Annotated in this window: 16 protein-coding genes; 10 read left to right on the top strand and 6 right to left on the bottom strand. The window is 64.7% G+C overall.

Annotated elements, in window-relative coordinates; genetic code table 11:
• The first annotated feature begins 249 nt into the window (after nucleotides 1–249).
• Nucleotides 250–2,697 (top strand): bifunctional diguanylate cyclase/phosphodiesterase, encoded by a 2,448-nt coding sequence (locus tag NKJ88_RS08905; RefSeq protein ID WP_023804538.1) that lies wholly within the window; start codon nucleotides 250–252, stop codon nucleotides 2,695–2,697.
• A gap of 99 nt (nucleotides 2,698–2,796) precedes the next feature.
• On the opposite strand, the gene tlpA is transcribed toward NKJ88_RS08905, so the two are convergent.
• Complete coding sequence (tlpA, locus tag NKJ88_RS08910) at nucleotides 2,797–3,489, bottom strand: thiol:disulfide interchange protein TlpA (RefSeq protein ID WP_023673327.1); 693 nt, start codon at nucleotides 3,487–3,489, stop codon at nucleotides 2,797–2,799.
• A gap of 35 nt (nucleotides 3,490–3,524) precedes the next feature.
• Here tlpA and argH point away from each other — a divergent pair, with 35 nt between their 5' ends.
• From argH to lysA, 3 genes are all read left to right on the top strand, one after another.
• Complete coding sequence (argH, locus tag NKJ88_RS08915; RefSeq protein WP_023742885.1) at nucleotides 3,525–4,925, top strand: argininosuccinate lyase; 1,401 nt, start codon at nucleotides 3,525–3,527, stop codon at nucleotides 4,923–4,925.
• A gap of 68 nt (nucleotides 4,926–4,993) precedes the next feature.
• Nucleotides 4,994–5,200, top strand: coding sequence for a hypothetical protein (locus tag NKJ88_RS08920; RefSeq protein WP_023673325.1), 207 nt, complete (start codon nucleotides 4,994–4,996; stop codon nucleotides 5,198–5,200).
• Between the two features lie 80 nt (nucleotides 5,201–5,280).
• Entirely contained in the window at nucleotides 5,281–6,549 is a 1,269-nt protein-coding gene (lysA, locus tag NKJ88_RS08925; protein ID WP_352443947.1) for a diaminopimelate decarboxylase, read from the top strand.
• Between the two features lie 20 nt (nucleotides 6,550–6,569).
• On the opposite strand, the gene NKJ88_RS08930 is transcribed toward lysA, so the two are convergent.
• Nucleotides 6,570–6,872: an ArsR/SmtB family transcription factor gene (locus tag NKJ88_RS08930; RefSeq protein WP_023694025.1), complete on the bottom strand. Its 303-nt coding sequence runs from the start codon at nucleotides 6,870–6,872 to the stop codon at nucleotides 6,570–6,572.
• 50 nt (nucleotides 6,873–6,922) lie between these two features.
• Between NKJ88_RS08930 and NKJ88_RS08935 the strand changes: the two genes are divergently transcribed.
• The 3 genes from NKJ88_RS08935 (at nucleotide 6,923) to NKJ88_RS08945 (ending at nucleotide 11,002) form a co-directional block, all read left to right on the top strand.
• Nucleotides 6,923–7,864 carry a threonine/serine dehydratase gene (locus NKJ88_RS08935; RefSeq protein WP_023735184.1) on the top strand — a complete coding sequence of 314 codons (942 nt, stop codon included), beginning with the start codon at nucleotides 6,923–6,925 and terminating at the stop codon, nucleotides 7,862–7,864.
• 136 nt (nucleotides 7,865–8,000) lie between these two features.
• Nucleotides 8,001–10,589 carry a TIGR02302 family protein gene (locus NKJ88_RS08940; protein ID WP_352443948.1) on the top strand — a complete coding sequence of 863 codons (2,589 nt, stop codon included), beginning with the start codon at nucleotides 8,001–8,003 and terminating at the stop codon, nucleotides 10,587–10,589.
• 41 nt (nucleotides 10,590–10,630) lie between these two features.
• The gene (locus NKJ88_RS08945; protein ID WP_023685340.1) at nucleotides 10,631–11,002 is read left to right on the top strand and encodes a glyoxalase superfamily protein; all 372 of its coding nucleotides are present in this window, start codon (nucleotides 10,631–10,633) and stop codon (nucleotides 11,000–11,002) included.
• Here NKJ88_RS08945 and NKJ88_RS08950 read toward each other — a convergent pair.
• Complete coding sequence (locus tag NKJ88_RS08950; RefSeq protein WP_023686706.1) at nucleotides 10,999–11,862, bottom strand: LysR family transcriptional regulator; 864 nt, start codon at nucleotides 11,860–11,862, stop codon at nucleotides 10,999–11,001. The two genes, NKJ88_RS08945 and NKJ88_RS08950, sit on opposite strands and share 4 nt — an antisense overlap.
• A gap of 226 nt (nucleotides 11,863–12,088) precedes the next feature.
• Here NKJ88_RS08950 and NKJ88_RS08955 point away from each other — a divergent pair, with 226 nt between their 5' ends.
• Nucleotides 12,089–13,039, top strand: a complete 951-nt coding sequence (locus tag NKJ88_RS08955) for a DMT family transporter (RefSeq protein ID WP_023824701.1) — start codon at nucleotides 12,089–12,091, stop codon at nucleotides 13,037–13,039.
• Between the two features lie 6 nt (nucleotides 13,040–13,045).
• Here NKJ88_RS08955 and NKJ88_RS08960 read toward each other — a convergent pair whose 3' ends face one another.
• From NKJ88_RS08960 to NKJ88_RS08970, 3 genes are all read right to left on the bottom strand, one after another.
• A complete protein-coding gene (locus NKJ88_RS08960) occupies nucleotides 13,046–13,417 on the bottom strand; it encodes a response regulator (protein WP_023673316.1) in 372 nt (123 codons plus the stop codon).
• 64 nt (nucleotides 13,418–13,481) lie between these two features.
• On the bottom strand, nucleotides 13,482–14,024 hold the full coding sequence (gene hpt, locus NKJ88_RS08965) for a hypoxanthine phosphoribosyltransferase (protein WP_023673315.1): 543 nt from the start codon (nucleotides 14,022–14,024) through the stop codon (nucleotides 13,482–13,484).
• A 24-nt stretch (nucleotides 14,025–14,048) separates the two neighbouring features.
• Nucleotides 14,049–14,684: a hypothetical protein gene (locus NKJ88_RS08970; protein WP_352443949.1), complete on the bottom strand. Its 636-nt coding sequence runs from the start codon at nucleotides 14,682–14,684 to the stop codon at nucleotides 14,049–14,051.
• 174 nt (nucleotides 14,685–14,858) lie between these two features.
• On the opposite strand from NKJ88_RS08970, the gene ftsE reads away from it, so the two are divergent.
• Together ftsE and NKJ88_RS08980 are read left to right on the top strand one after the other, a co-directional pair.
• Nucleotides 14,859–15,518: a cell division ATP-binding protein FtsE gene (gene ftsE, locus NKJ88_RS08975; protein ID WP_023685344.1), complete on the top strand. Its 660-nt coding sequence runs from the start codon at nucleotides 14,859–14,861 to the stop codon at nucleotides 15,516–15,518.
• Nucleotides 15,511–16,500: a cell division protein FtsX gene (locus NKJ88_RS08980; protein ID WP_023824702.1), complete on the top strand. Its 990-nt coding sequence runs from the start codon at nucleotides 15,511–15,513 to the stop codon at nucleotides 16,498–16,500. Before ftsE ends, NKJ88_RS08980 begins: the two co-directional genes overlap by 8 nt.
• Nucleotides 16,501–16,576: the final 76 nt, after the last annotated feature.

The raw sequence follows: 16,576 nt of genomic DNA on the forward strand, positions 1-16,576 counted from the left end.
GGCCCGCGTGACAGCGCCACGCACCTGCACCGTGCGGCCGCCATACCGGCGCTCGGCCAGATCGAGATCGGCCGAGCGGCATCGCGCCAGGCGCTGCTGTAACCGTGTGTCTGGAATGAGACAGGATCGCCGCAAGGTACAACCCGAAAAACCCGCTGTAGTTGTAGTTCGCATAACCGATTCTTCGTCAAGCGCGGCATACTAATCAAGTGGACGGCTTGATTGCTGTGGGAGAGCAGGTGGGGCGAGATGCTGACGGTCTATAATTGTATCGTGCATGAGCACGATCTGAGACTGGTCGCACTGGCAGCGCTCATTTGCGGTATTTCTTCCTTCTCGGCGGTCAACCTGCTTCGCCATGTCGACCGCTCGAGCGAGCGCAACCGCTATACCTGGCTGATGATAGCAGCCACTTCCACCGGCTTCGGTATCTGGGCGACGCACTTCATCGCAATGCTTGCCTTTTCTCCCGGAATCCCCAACGCCTACAATACGGAAATGTCGGCGCTTTCGCTCGCCGGTTCCGTCGCCCTGACCGCTGCGGGCATGTGGATCGCCACCTTGCGCCGGGGCATCGACTACCCTCTGGTCGGCGGCGCGGTCCTCGGCGCTGGTATCGCCGCCATGCACTATATCGGCATGGCCGCCTTCGAGGTCGAAGGGCGCATCGTCTGGAACCCGCTGCTGGTCGGCGTCTCGGTGCTGACAGGCGTCACCCTCGCCGCGCTGGCGCTGCTGGTCGTGTTGCGACGGCCGTCCATGCAGGCCACAATCGCCGCCGCCATCCTGTTGACGCTGGCGATCTGCAGCCTGCACTTCATCGCCATGGGCGCGGTGTCGATCTTCCCGGACTCCTCCATCGAGATATCGCAGTTCACGGTCGAACCGGTGTCGCAGGCCTTCGCCGCCGCTGCAGTCAGCATGGCTATCCTGGTGCTTTCAGCCGCAGCATTGTGGATCGACCTTCGCTTCCGGCGTCACAAGCTCGAGGCCGAGCGCATGCACGGCCTCGCCAACGCCGCCGTCGAGGGGCTGATCGTCTGCGACGGCGCCCGCATCGTCAGCGCCAATGACAGCATCGCCGCGCTAACCGGCATTGCGCCGGAAGTGCTGAACGCGATGCTGCTTGGCGATCTCTTCGGCGAACGCACCGCGGCCGGCATGTCCGACTGCAGCGGACAGGCACAGGAAGCGGAGCTCAGAGCCCATGACGGCGCCACCATCCCCGTCGAACTTATCGCCAGGAGCATCGACTATTGCGGCAAGCGGCACAGCGTGGTCGCCGTGCGCGACATCCGCGAACGCAGGAAGGCCGAGCAGGAGATACTGCGCCTCGCCCATTTCGACCCGCTGACCGGGCTCCCCAACCGCCGCAGTTTCTCCGGCCGGCTCGAGGCCGAAATTGCCGCAATGGACCGCGGCGGCAAGGGCGGGCATCTTGCGCTGCTGCTGCTAGACCTCGACCGCTTCAAGGAAGTGAACGACCTGTTCGGGCACGGCGCCGGCGATGCCATGCTGCAGAAGGTGGCGCTATGCGCCTCCGCCGTGCTCCGCCACGGACAGATGCTGGCGCGTCTCGGCGGCGACGAGTTCGCCATCATCGCTCCGAACCTTCCCGATCCGCAGGCGGCCGGCCGCATCGCCGAGGCGGTGCTGGCGGCCATGCGCGAGGAAAACCGGCTGTCGGTCGGTGGCGGGCTGGTGTCGGCCAGCATCGGCATTGCACTTTATCCGCTCGACGCCGATGAGCCGACACTCCTGGTCAGCCACGCCGACACCGCGCTCTACCGCGCCAAGGCCGAGGGCAAGGACACCTACCGTTACTTCGAGGCCTCGATGGGCGCCGAGGCGCGAGACCGGCGCGTGATGGAGCACGAACTGCGCCAGGCCATGGCGCGCGATGAGTTTCGCCTCGTCTACCAGCCACAAAAGGAGATCAGCAGCGGGCGGATGGTCGGGTTCGAAGCGCTGATCCGCTGGCGCCATCCGCAGCGCGGCGACGTGTCGCCGGCGACCTTCATCCCGGTGGCCGAAGACAGCGGCGTCATCATCCAGATCGGCGAATGGGTGCTGGCGACGGCCTGCGCCGAGGCTGCGCGCTGGAAGAACCCTCTCACCGTAGCGGTCAATGTCTCGGCGGTGCAGCTCCACAATCCGAATTTCAGCCGCAAGGTGCATGAAGTCCTGCTCGGCTCCGGCCTGACGCCCGGCAGGCTCGAACTCGAGATCACCGAAACGGCGCTGGTCAAGGACATGCCGCGCGCGCTGGCGACCTTGCGCCAGGTGAAGGCGCTTGGCGTGCGTGTGGCGATGGACGATTTCGGCACCGGCTACTCCTCGCTGTCCAATCTCCGCGCCTTCCCCTTCGACAAGATCAAGATCGACGGCTCATTCATCAAATCAGTCGACAGCAACGGCCAGGTGGCAGCCATCGTGCGCGCCGTTCTGGGGCTTGGCCGCGGTCTCGGCCTGCCGGTTCTGGCCGAGGGCGTCGAGACGCTGGGCGAGCTGAAATTCCTCGACGCCGAGGCCTGCGAGATTGGCCAGGGCTACTATCTAGGCCGGCCGAGCCCGATCGAGGCGTTCAGCGAACTGACCGGCGTCGCGGCGCCGGCGGCACACGACGACGCCAGCGTCAAACAACGCGGCGGCAGCATCTTGATGCTGCCGCCGGCGGCGGCCCTGCGCTCAGCCTAGAGCAATTTCAGGAAAAGTGTGAAACGGTTTTCCGTCCGAAATTGCGTCGAAACAAAAAAGTTAGCGCGGGTAGCCGTTTCGATGAAACGGTGAACCGCTCTAAGGGGCGAGTGCGGCCTCGACCAGGCGCTTGGCATCCGGTCCCGACCATTCGGCCGGTCCGTTCATATGCGCGATCAGGCAGCCTTCGCCGTCGATCAGCATGGTGACGGGGAGGCCTAGCGCCAAGCCACGCGTCTTGACGTCGTTGAACAGCGCCAGCGTCGAATCGCGGTAGTAGCCGAGCGACCCGATGCCGATATCGGCTAGGAACTTCTTGGGCTTCACATCGTCGCCGGCATCGACATTGACCGCGACCACTTCGAAGGCATCGCTGCCCTTTTCCTTCTGCAGCGTATCGAGCGCCGGCATTTCGGCGCGGCAGGGCGCGCACCACGTCGCCCACAGGTTGAGCAGCACGGTCTTGCCGACATGATCGGCGAGCGTCATCGGCTTGCCGTCTGGGCCGTTGAAGGCGAGGCTTTTCAGCGATTGCGGCGGATCGGCGGGCAGCAATGCCGCCACCTGGCCGGTGGCTGCGGCGGCAACCTTTTTGGCGCGGTCGCTCTTGGCGGCGCAGGCGACGTCGTCCTTGCTGTTGCCCGCGCCGGCCGCAGGTGCGCTGCCGGTGGCTGCGTTGTTGCCAGACCCGCTCTCGCTGACATATACCGCGACCGCGCCGGCCAGCACGCCCGCCAGCAAAGCGGCGAGGATCAGGCGCGGGGCCGGGAAGTATCTGTTACCGTCTGCCATTTTTCTAAGACTGCTCCGGAGCACGGGTTATAGCGATGAGCGACAAGAAGGCCAGCAACCAGATGTGGGGCGGACGTTTTGCCTCGGGTCCGGCCGCGATCATGGAAGCGATCAACGCGTCGATCTCGTTCGACCGCAAACTTTATGCGCAAGACATAAGAGGTTCGGTCGCCCACAGCGAGATGTTGGCTGAAACGGGCATTATTTCGGCGGCCGATCAAGAAAAGATTGCTCACGGGCTGAACACGATCCTGAAAGAGATCGAGGCCGGCACGTTCGAGTTCTCGACCCGGCTGGAAGACATTCACATGAACATCGAGGCCCGCCTCGCCGATCTGATCGGCCCGGCCGCCGGCCGCCTGCACACGGCGCGGTCACGCAACGACCAGGTGGCGGTGGATCTCCGGCTCTGGGTCAAGGACGAGTGCTTTCGGGTCGCCGAGGCGCTGAAGGGGCTGATCTCAGCCTTGCTCGATCGCGCCGAGGAGCATGCGGCGACCGTGATGCCCGGCTTCACCCACATGCAGGCGGCGCAGCCGGTGACCTTCGGCCACCATTGCATGGCCTATGTCGAGATGTTTTCGCGCGACCTGTCGCGCGTCCGCGACGCCATCGAGCGGATGGATGAAAGCCCGCTCGGCGCGGCAGCGCTTGCCGGCACCAGTTTTCCGATCGATCGCCACAAGACCGCGAAGGCGCTCGGCTTCCGCGAGCCGATGCGCAATTCGTTGGACAGCGTCTCCGACCGCGATTTCGCGCTGGAGTTTTTGAGCCTGGTGGCGATCTCCGCCACGCATCTGTCGCGGCTCGCCGAAGAAATCATCATCTGGTCGACGCCGCAATTCGGCTTTGTCAGGCTGTCGGACAGTTTCTCCACCGGCTCCTCAATCATGCCGCAGAAGAAGAACCCGGACGCCGCCGAACTGGTGCGCGGCAAGACCGGCCGCGTCACCGGCCATCTCGTCGGGCTGCTGACGGTGATGAAGGGCATGCCGCTGACCTATGGCAAGGACATGCAGGAAGACAAGGAATCGGTCTTCGACGCCGCCGAGACGCTCGATCTGATGCTGGCGGCGATGACCGGCATGGTGCGCGACATGACGGTCAATGCCGCCGCCATGAAGAAGGCCGCCGGCTCGGGCCACGCGACCGCGACCGACCTCGCCGACTGGCTGGTGCGAACGCTGGGCCTGCCCTTCCGTGAGGCACACCATGTCACCGGCGGCGCAGTGGCGTTGGCCGAAGAGAAGAAGGTGAGCCTTGAAAAGCTGTCGCTGGAGGATCTGCAGTCGATCAACCCCGGCATCACGGCAGACATCTTCTCGGTTCTGGCGGTGCAGAATTCGGTGAAGAGCCGCACCAGTTTCGGCGGCACGGCGCCGTCGGAGGTCAGGAAGCAGATCCGCAGCTGGAAAAAGCGCATCGCCAAGGCATGATGCCGGGGTGCAATGCGCCTAAAACTCGGTTAAAAGCGCAGCATATAAAGTTTCGGACGGATGGATCGATGACCGCAAGCAGGATTTTGGTGACGCTGACGCTGCTGACGGCGATGGCTGCCGTGACCGCTTGCGGCCGTAAGGCTGGTCTCGACACGCCCTATGAAGCGGCCGTCCAGGCCCGCAAGGACGCCGAGCGCGCCAAACAGCCGGTGCCGCCGGAGCCGGAAAAACCGGTCGTGGACAAGAAATTCATCCTCGACCCGCTGATCTAGGGCCGATGAGACCGGCTTGGTCTTTCTGACCAGGTCTCGTGCTAACCAGGTCTCGTGCTCCAACTTCCGGAAACACTCTCGTGAACCATTTCGATTACCGCGACGGCGTGCTCCATGCCGAGGACGTGGCGATACCAGACATCGCCGCAAGCGTCGGCACGCCGTTCTATTGTTATTCGACGGCAACCTTGACCAGACACTACCGGGTGTTCGCCGGGGCCTTTGCCGGGCTCGACACGCTGGTCTGTTACGCCTTGAAGGCGAATTCCAACCAGGCGGTGCTGCGGACGCTGGCAAAGCTCGGCGCCGGCGCCGATACCGTCTCGGAAGGCGAAATGCGCCGCGCGCTCGCCGCCGGAATCCCGGCCAACAAGATCGTGTTTTCCGGTGTCGGCAAGACCGCGCGCGAGATGGATTTCGCGCTCGAGGCCGGCATTCTCTGTTTCAATGTCGAATCCGAGCCGGAGCTTGAATTGCTGTCGGCCCGCGCCACCGCGCTCGGCAAGGTGGCGCCGGTGTCGCTGCGCATCAACCCGGATGTCGACGCCAGGACGCACAGGAAGATCTCCACCGGCAAGGCCGAGAACAAGTTCGGCATTCCCTGGCAACGGGCGCGCCAGGTCTATGCCCGCGCGGCCGGTTTGCCGGGCACCAAGCCCATCGGCATCGATACCCATATCGGCAGCCAGATCACCGAGTTGCAGCCCTTTGACGATGCTTTCGCGCTTCTGGCGGAACTGGTCGGCGCGCTGCGCGCCGATGGCCACGCCGTCGAGCATGTCGATCTCGGCGGCGGCCTCGGCATCCCCTACCGCACCGACAACAGCCCGCCGCCTCTGCCCGATGCCTATGCCGAGATCGTCAGGAAGCACCTGACAAAGCTTGGAGTGAAGGTGATGTTCGAGCCGGGCCGGCTGATCGTCGGCAATGCCGGCATCCTGGTCTCGGAAGCGATCTTCGTGAAGGAAGGCGACGCCAAGAACTTCCTCGTCGTCGACGCCGCCATGAACGATCTGATCCGGCCGACGCTCTACGATGCCTTCCACGACATCAAGCCGGTGGTGCAGCCGCCGGCCGACACGCCGCGCATGGCGGTCGACGTCGTCGGCCCGGTCTGCGAGACCGGCGACTATCTCGGCCTCGACCGTGACCTGCCCCGGCTCAAGTCTGGCGACCTCATTGCCGTCACCACCGCCGGCGCCTATGGCGCGGTGCAATCCGGCACCTACAACACCCGCCTACTTGTGCCTGAGGTTCTGGTCGACGGCGACCGTTTCCACGTCGTGCGCCGGCGCCAGACCTATGACGAGCTGATCGGCCTGGATTCGGTGCCCGACTGGCTGAAATAGAAGCCGCAGCGCCGGCTGCGCTACAGCCGGTTCTGGATGAGCATCCTTGTGTCGGCGATCCTGTCCTCGTCGCGGCGGTAGAACGTCCATTGCTTGATGCGCTTGGGGCGCAGCAGGCCGGCCTGGGTAAGCACGCGCATATGTTCGGAGAGCGTCGCCTGCGTAATGCCGAGCTTCTCCGCGATCAGCAGCGCGCAAACGCCGTCCTCGACCAGATCGCCGTCTGCCTGGGCCGGGAAATGCGCCTGCGGATCCTTCAGCCAGTCGAGGATCTGCAGCCTGCGTTCGTTGGCGATCGCCTTGAAGACATCAACCTCTTGCATTTAGCCATTTTGCCAAGTTACTAATTGCTGTCAATCCCAAGGAGATGGTCATGACGAACGGCAACACCGTCACGCGCGAACGCATTGCCGCGATGGAACCGCGCATCCGCCGCTATATCAGGCACACGCCGGTGCTGCGCGTCGACATGGCCGATTTCGACCGGCCGCCGCTGGCGGTCGACCTCAAGCTCGAATGCCTGCAGCATTCCGGTTCGTTCAAAGCGCGCGGCGCCTTCACCAATCTGCTCGAACGGCCGGTGCCTGCGGCCGGCGTCGTCGCCGCATCGGGCGGCAATCATGGCGCCGCGGTCGCCTATGCCGCCATGCGGCTTGGCCACAAGGCGACGATCTTCGTTCCCGAAGTCAGCCCGGCGGCCAAGCTGCAGCGCATCCGCGGCTACGGCGCCGAACTGATCGTCGGCGGCGCCCGCTATGCCGAGGCGCTGGCCGCCAGCGAGGCTTTTGCCGAAAAGACCGGCGCGCTGCAGATCCATGCCTTCAACCAGGAGGAAACATTGGTCGGCCAAGGCACGCTCGGCCTCGAAATCGAAAACGATCTGCCCGACATCGACACGCTGCTGGTCGCTGTCGGCGGCGGCGGCCTGATCGGCGGCATCGCCGCCTGGTTTGCCGGCCGCATCAGGATCATCGCCATCGAGCCCGAAGGCGCGCCGACGCTGCATCGCGCCTTCGAAGCCGGCCACCCCGTCGATGCGCCGGCCGAAGGCGTCGCCGCCGATTCGCTGGCGCCCAAACGCGTCGGCGAGATGATGTTCCCGATCGCCGAGGCCTTCGTCGAACGCTCCATCCTGGTCACCGACGGCGCCATCATCGCCGCGCAAAAGGCGCTGTGGGAGCGGGTGCGGATCATCGCCGAGCCGGGCGGCGCAGCGGCCTTCGCAGCGCTGCTGTCCGGCCGCTACACGCCGGCGCCGGGCGAGCGGATCGCCGTCCTTGTCTGCGGCTCGAATACCGATCCGGCGAAATTCTAAACCTTGCTTCGACTGAAGTGGGACGCAAACCCGTCAAAGCTTTTCAAGTTTTCCGGAACCGCCTCGCCTTTGCCGTGTTTGCTGGTAAACTTCTGCTTGTTGAGTCCGGGCTATCCCGCCCGGGCAGGAAGGGCCGATGACGGAACGCCCCATTTCCAGTGGCGATCGCAGCCTGGCCGGGCGGCTTGCCCTGAGCCGGCTGGCGACACGGGTCTCGATGACGGTCGAGCGCGGCTGGCCGCTGCTTCTGCCGCTGCTCATCATCGCCAGCCTGTTTCTCAGCCTCTCCTGGCTCGGCCTTTTCCCCCGGCTGCCTGACATTGCGCGCATTATCCTGGTCACTGCGTTCGGTATTGCCACGCTGGCGGCGCTCTATCCGCTGCGTTTCTTCAAGCTTCCATCCGCCGCCGAAATCGACCGCCGTATCGAGGCGGCCAACCAGTTGCAGCACAGCCCGGTGCTGGTGCAGACCGACCGTCCCAGCGGCAAGGAAAGCATCTTTTCCCAGGCGTTGTGGCGCGAGCACCAAAAGCGCATGGCCGACAAGCTCGGCAGCCTTGGCGCCGACCTGCCGCGTACCCGCGTGCCGGAGCGCGATCCGTGGGCATTGCGTGCCGTGGCGGCGCTGCTGTTGGTCACCGCTTTTGCCTTCTCCTTCGGACCGTCCGGCGGCAGGCTGTCCGATGGTTTCAGTGCCCATGCGGCGCGCGACATCGTACCGCCGCGCATCGATGCCTGGGTGACCCCGCCGGCCTATACCGGCAAGCCGCCCATCTTCTTGACCGCGCCAGTCATCGATGGCAACGCCAAGCAGGCGGTTGCCACCTTCACCGTGCCGCAAGGCAGCGACGTCTCGCTGCGCGTGACCGGCGGCTCCGGCGAGGAAACCCTAAGCTTTGCCGACAAGGGCGGCAATGCTCGCGCCATCGACCCGTCGGGACCACAGGTGGCGGCCGTCAAGGCAGCGGCGGTCAACCCGGCGACCCCCAAGCTGCGCCAGTTCACCGGCAAGCTGACCGCCGACGGCACGCTGACGCTGAAGTCGGGTGAAGCCGATCTCGGTCTTTGGGGCTTCGCGGTGATCCCCGACAAGCCGCCGACGATCCGCTTCGTCGGCGAGCCCAAGAGCGCCGTCAACGGCGCCTTCGAGCTCAACTACCAGATCGACGACGACTATGGCGCGGCCACCGCCAAGGCGGTTTTCGCGCTGGCCGATCCGGCGGCGCCCGATGCGCATCCGCTCTACGGTCCGCCTGACCTGCCGCTGGCGCTGCCGCGCCGCGGCGGCAAGGCGAACGCCGCCAAGACCACCAAGGACCTCACCGAGCACGTCTGGGCCGGCGCCAGCATCAAGCTGTCGCTTGTCGCCACCGACGATGCCGGACACACCGCAACCAGCGAAACCAAGACTATTGTGATGCCGGAGCGGCCCTTCGCCAACCCGCTGGCGCGGGCGGTGGTCGAGCAGCGCCGCCTGCTGGCGCTCGACGCCAATGCCAAGCCGCGCGTGCTCGACCTGATGGACGCCATCACCCTGCGGCCCGAGGACACGTTCGACAACATGTCGCATTACCTCGCCATCATGAGCGCCCGCAGCCGGCTGAAGATGTCGGACAGCGACGATCAGTTGCGCAACGAGGTTGCCTATCTCTGGGAAATCGCGCTCGGCATTGAGGAAGGCAATCTCTCGTCCGCCGAAAAGCGGCTCCGCCAGGCCCAGCAGGCGCTGCAGGACGCCATCAAGCGCGGCGCCAGCGACGAAGAGATCGAAAAGGCGATGAAGGAACTGCGCGAGGCGATGAACGAATTCCTGCAGGAATTCGCCGAGCGCGCCAAGCAGAACCCGAACGCGCCGCAGATGCAGCAGAATGGTCGCGAGCTGCGTCAGAGTGATATCGACCGCATGATGGACCAGATCGAGAACCTGGCGAAGTCGGGCGACCGCGACAAGGCGCAGGAGCTGCTGTCGCAGCTGGAAAACATGATGAACAACCTGCAGGCCGGCCGTCAGCAGCAGGGCGGCGAGCAGGACAGCGAGATGCGCCAGCAGATGGACAAGCTGGGCGAGATCATGCGCCGCCAGCAGGAGATGATGAACGACACCTACCGCATGGACCAGATGCAGCGCGGAGATAATCAGCAGCCCGGCGAAGGCAATGGCGACGACCCGGACCAGCCGGGCGTCGGCAAGGATCGCGATCCTCTCGCCCGGCCGAAGTCGATGACACCGCAGGAATTCGCCGATGCGATGAAGCAGCTGCAGGAAGGCCAGGGCCAGTTGCAGAGCGAACTCGACAAGCTGAAGAAGGGCCTGGAAGGCATGGGCATGCAGCCCAATGAGGGGTTTGGCGACGCTGGCAAATCCATGGGCAATGCCGAAAAGTCGCTTGGCGAAGGGGAAGGCGACCAGGCGGTCGGCCACCAGGGTCGCGCGCTGGAAGCGCTGCGCAAGGGCGCCAAGGAGATGATGAAGCAGCTGCAGGCGATGCAAGGCGACCAGGGCGGCAGCCAGGAAGGCGGCCGCCAACAGGACGCCGGCCGCGATCCGCTGGGCCGGCCGCGCGCCAGCCGCGGACCCGATTTCGGCGATTCGGTGAAGGTGCCCGACGAGATCGACGTGCAGCGCGCCCGCCAGATTCTCGAGGCGATTCGCAAGCGGCTCGGCAACGCGCTCAGCCCCGACATCGAGCGCAGCTACCTCGAGCGGCTGCTGGAGCTGAAGTAGCCTCCAAGGCAACATCCGTCGAACTGAATGGTATCAGCGCCATGCCGAAACTCGGTGCCGTCACGCCCATCCTGCGCATCTTCGACATCGCCAAGGCACGCGAATTCTATGTCGACTTTCTCGGCTTCAAGGTCGAGTTCGAGCACCGCTTCGACGACAATGCGCCGCTCTACATGGGTGTAATCCGCGACGGCTGTGTCCTGCATCTGAGCGAACATCATGGCGACGGCGCGCCGGGTATAGCCATGCGCATCAAGGTCGAGGACATCGCGGCATTGCACCGCGAACTGATCGGCAAGAGATACCGCTACGCCCGGCCGGGCCTCGAAACCACGTCGTGGCAGACCCGTGAAGTGTCGGTCGGCGACCCCTTCGGCAATCGGCTGCATTTCTACGAGGATGCAACAGACTAAGCCGGCCTGTTGACGAACGCCTCGCGTATTGCTTCCTGCATGCCGTCGATCGCCTCGCCTGAGGCATTGGGGTTGCGATGCATCACCACATTCGAGGAATCGATGTGGCCGAACCCGTCCGCGGCGGTGAGCTCGCGGCAGCCATCGGGAATGTTGCTGTGCGAGATCGGCGCGATCGCCAGGCCGGAGGTGACGGCGAGCTTCAGGCCGCCGGTGGTGTCGCTGGTATAGGCGACACGGTAGGCCAGCCCACGCTGCTCCAGCGATTTGATGGCGAAGTCCTTGCACCAGCCGGCCCGGTTGTAGAGCGCGATCGGCACCGGCCGCTCCTCATGCATGTGATGCAGGCTCGATGTCACCCACACGGTCGGATCGTGCATCAGCACCTCGCCGCCGGAAGGATCCTGCCATTCGAACACCACGGCGAGGTCGAGTTCACCGGCCGCCAACGCTGCCAGCTGGGCGCCCGAATGTGCATAGCGCACGGTGACCTCGACCTTGGTGTGACGCTTCGAGAAGGCGCCGAGCGCGCGCGACAGGATGGCGTGACCATATTCCTCGGGAATGCCGATGCGCACAGGCCCGCCAAGCGGTGCCGCCGCCATCGATGCCGCCGTCTCGTCGAGCAGAGAGACGATGCGGCGGGCATTGACGATCAGCTCGCCGCCACGGCGCGTCAGCGCCACGCCGCGCGAGCCGCGTTCGAACAGGCTGTCGCCGACCAGCTCCTCGAGCTTCTTCATCTGCATCGACACCGCCGACTGGGTGCGCCCGGCCTGCTCCGCCGCCCGGGTGAAATTGCCCGCTTCGGCAATGGCGACGAAGGTGCGCAGGAGATCGCTGTCGAGGGGTGGCCGCATTGAATCCGTCATAAGCAAATTTGATCGCTGGTATCATTCCAATTCGTTTGCAACATGTCAAACGCCGCAGCATAGTCCGCTCGCCCATTGGATATGCCGCCGCGAAACCGGCTGCGGACCAATCAAAGAGTCCTCACTCATACCCGCTGCCCGAAACGGTGGCGGGTTCTTTTTACCCCATGGCCGGGCGGCTGCGGGCAGTCAAGGCAAGGGCCGGCAGAACAACATGCGCAACCGGATCGTTCTCGGCATCATCAGCCTGTGCCTTGGCGTGCTGGTGTTCTCGCTCCAGGACCCGCTGGTCAAGGCGGTGTCGGCCGGCTATCCCGTGACCGAGGTGATGTGGATCCGCTCGATCATCGCTTTGCCGATCCTGATCTTTCTCGTTCGCGCCGACGTCGGCCTGCGGGCCATCGCCTCGAAGCGGTTCGGCCTGCTGACGATACGCGCCTTCATCCAGTTCTCCTCCTATACGGTCTACTATCTGGCCATCGCTGCCTTGCCGCTCGCCGACGCGGTGGCGCTCTATTTCATGGCGCCGCTGTTCATCATGGCGATGGCCGGGCCCTATCTCGGCGAGCGCGTCTCCTGGCAGGCTCTCGCCACCGTGCTGATCGGCATGCTGGGTGTGGTCGTGATGCTGCGCCCGGGCGCCGGCCTGTTCGACTGGGCGGCGCTGCTTTCGTTGGGCTCGGCTTTGCTCTACGGCTTTTCACAGCTGATGGCGCGCAAGATCGGCGACACCGAATCCTCCACCGTCATGGCCTTCTACCAGAACGGCGCCTACCTGGTCGGCGCCGCTGCGGTTGCCGGCACATTTTGGCTTGCCGGCATAACCCATGCTGTCCACCCCAGCCTCGAATTCCTGGTGCGGCCGTGGGTCTGGCCGACGACACCGGATTTCCTCAAGATGGCGGCCTGCGGCTTCGTCGCTTCGGCCGGCATGATCCTGCTGTCGCAGGCCTACAGGCTGGCGCCCGCCAACCGCGTCGCCACCTTCGAATACACCGGCATCATCTGGTCGCCGCTGTGGGGCTTCCTGTTCTTCGACGAGGTGCCGCGCTCGACCACTGCCATCGGTGGGGCGCTGATCATCGGCGCCGGTCTGCTGGCGCTCAACACCGAACGGCGCCGGAGCGCTGCGCCTGTCCTCGCCGCGTCTCAGGATGTCGCCTGAAGCGTGTCAGGCGAAGCAGGCGAGCGCCTGGTCGACCCGCGAGCGGATTTCGGCCAGCGTGAAAGGCTTTTGCACGACGTCGATAATGATGCCGTTCAATTCCTCGGCGCGCTCGCGCTGGTCGGCATAGCCGGTCATCAGCAGGATCTTCATGTCAGGGAAAAGCCTGGCTGCGGCGATCGCCATCTCGATGCCATCCATTTCCGGCATGCGGATATCGGAGACGACGAGGTCGTAACCGCCGCCTGCAGCACTGACCATCGCCAGCCCCTGCGCGCCGTCGGCGGCGATATCGATCGAGTGCCCGGCGCGTTCGAGCGCGCGGGCGGCGAGGGTGCGGACGGACTCATCGTCCTCGACGATCAGAAGCTTTGCCATGGGCCGGAATTTGGCGGGCAAAAGTTGACTTTTTCTGAAAATTTGAAGCGTCGGGGGCCTTTTCTCAGGCATCGCCTTTGACGACACCGACAAACGGCAGTTCGCGAAAAGCGTGGGCGACGTCCATGCCGTAGCCGACAACGAAGTAATCGGGACAGTCGAACCCGACATAGTCGGCGTTCAGCTCCGTCTGGCGGCGCATGCGCTTGTCCAACAGCACCGCGATGGCGCAGCTTTTGGCGCCGCGCGACAGCATCAGGTTGCGGGTGAAGGACAGCGTCTTGCCCGATTCCAGGATATCGTCGATCAGCAGCACGTCGCGGCCGGCGACCTCATTGTCGATGTCGCGTAGCACCCTCACCTCGCCGCTGGTGGTGCCGGCGCCATAGCTGGAAATGAAGATGAACTCGACCTCGGGCGACAGCCCGACATCGTGCATGGCGCGGATCAAATCGGCGGCGAAGATGAACGAGCCCTTCAGCACCGAAATCACCAGCAGGTCGTGATAGTCGTGCTCGGCGATCTCCTTGGCGAGTTCGAGATTGCGCCGCGCGATCGCGGACGCCGAAAAGAGGACCTCGATGTCCTTGCCGCGCACAACTGGCATCAACAACCTTTCCAGAGAAACCGACTAGCCGGCGAAGGTGACCGCCACGGCCTTGACGCCGTTTCTAGGCACATCGAGGCGGCTGGAAAAGCCGAATCTTTCGCCGGGCGCCAGAGAACGGTTGGATGTCCCCAGAGTATAGCGGGTGATGCGGGTGTCATTGCCGGTGACACGTATCTCCAGCGGCGGCAATTGTCCCGCCTTCAAACCGTCATTGACGGCCTCGCCATCCACGAACAGCACCGGGGTGGGTCCTGACGCGTCGACACGCGTGGTGACGCCGGCAATGCTGAGTACGGCGCCCTCCGGCTGTTCGACTGACCAGAACGGCGTCTGGCGCACCAGCGCGTGACCACCCGAGACCCAGAAGGCGGCAAGCGCCGCACCGATGCCGGCAATCCAGAAGATCGGCCCGCCACGCGATGCCGGCCGCCCGGCTGACGCATCTGATTTGCGCAGCATCTCCATGCCTTCGATCGACGGCGTCGCGATGTCGCGCGCCGGCGTCGGCATGGCTTCTACCCTTGGGATCGGCTGCGGCAGCACCTCATAATCCGCATCGACGATGTCGGTCGCCACAGGACGCGATTCCGGTGCGACACTTGTCCCGGTCATGATTTCGCCGGAAACCGGGCGCGCGGTTCGTTGCTCAGCCATCATGGCCCCGCTGTTGCCTCTTCGTTTCTTTTGCGTAAATGGAAATGGTTAACGCTTCCCCACCGGAACCCTTGTGACGCACTCAAAACCAGCGAAAATTAACCGACGGTTAACCATGGCGGCCGATGGTCGTTGGACAGAAAGGGCTGGCACGCCGCCGCCCTCAGGTCGTCGCACGTGATCCGCTTCGAAAATGTCGGCCTCCGCTATGGCATGGGTCCGGAAATCCTCCGCGACATCTCCCTGCACATTCCGGAGAGCTCCTTCCAGTTCCTGAGCGGGCCCTCCGGCGCCGGCAAGACGACGCTGCTGCGCCTTTTGTTCATGTCGCTGAAGCCGACGCGCGGGCTGATCACCATCTTCGGCAAGGACCGCTCGCGCATCTCGCGCGCTGAACTGCCGCATCTCAGGCGCCGCATCGGCGTGGTGTTCCAGGATTTCCGTTTGCTCGACCACATGACCACTTATGAGAATGTCGCTCTGCCGCTGCGCGTGCGCGGCCGCGAGGAAGCGAGCTACCGCACCGACGTCACCGAACTTTTGAAATGGGTTGGCCTGGGCGAGCGCATGCATGTGCTGCCGCCCGTCCTTTCGGGCGGCGAAAAGCAGCGCGCGGCAATCGCCCGGGCCTTGATCGAACAGCCCGAAATCCTGCTTGCCGACGAGCCGACCGGCAATGTCGACCCGCCGCTGGCGCGCCGGTTGCTCAGGCTGTTCATCGAGCTCAACCGGCTCGGCACCGCTGTGGTGATCGCCACTCACGATCTCGGCCTGATGGAGCAGGTCGACGCGCGCCGCATGATCCTGGCCGGCGGAAGGCTGGATATTTATGACTGAACTATCGGCCGAACAGTTGCATGGAGACGCCGCCGATCTCGCGACGACGACGCAGCGCGTCCAGCGCCGCATGGCGCCGATCGTGCCGGCGCAGAATATCGCCGGCCGCGCCTTGGTGCTGGTCATCGCCATCATGACCTTCCTGTCCTGCCTAACTTTCGGCGCCGTCACGCTGGTGCGCGACACTGCCTCGGTCTGGGAAAACCAGATCTCGCGCGAGGCCACGATTCAGATCAAGCCGGTCGACGGCCTCGACATGGAGGCAGCCCTTGCCCAGGCCTCGCAGATCGTCGGCGAATTCCCCGGCGTGAAGGAAACCCGGATCATCGATCGCGACGCCACCGCGCGCCTTTTGGAGCCATGGCTGGGCTCGGGCCTGAATATCGACGAATTGCCGGTGCCGCGCCTGATCATCGTCACCATCGACGAGACCAGCCCGCCCGACTTCAGCGCCATCCGTGCGGCGCTCACGCCCAAGCTGCCGAGTGCTTCGCTCGACGATCACCGTACATGGGTCGACCGGCTGGTCGCCATGGCCCGCACCACGGTCACCATCGGCATCGCCGTGCTGGTCCTGATGCTGTCGGCGACGGTGCTGACCGTAGTGTTTGCGACGCGCGGCGCCATGGCGGGTAACGGCCATATCATCGAAGTGCTGCATTTCGTCGGCGCCGAGGCGCGCTTCATCGCGCGCGAATTCCGCTGGCATTTCCTGGTCACCGGGATGAAGGGCGCGGCCGCCGGCGGCGCAGCCGCGATCCTGGTTTTCATCGTCTTTTCCTGGTGGTCGTCGCGCAACATGGCAACGCCGCAGGCCGACCAGGCCACCGCTTTGTTCGGCAATTTCGCCATCGGATCGGCAGGCTATCTCGGCGTCGGCCTGATGGTGCTGGTGATCGGCGGACTGACGGCGGCGACCTCGCACGCCACCGTCGTCGCCTATCTCAGCGACATCGATGTCCGCCAGCCGGATGCGGGGTGACCCGTGAGGGCAGAAGCGAAAACAGTTCGGGGGCAAGGACAGGAATGGAAGGGACGATCACGGATCGAAAACCGAC

Origin of the sequence: Mesorhizobium sp. M0016 (assembly GCF_040324035.1) — a bacterium.
GTDB lineage: Bacteria > Pseudomonadota > Alphaproteobacteria > Rhizobiales > Rhizobiaceae > Mesorhizobium.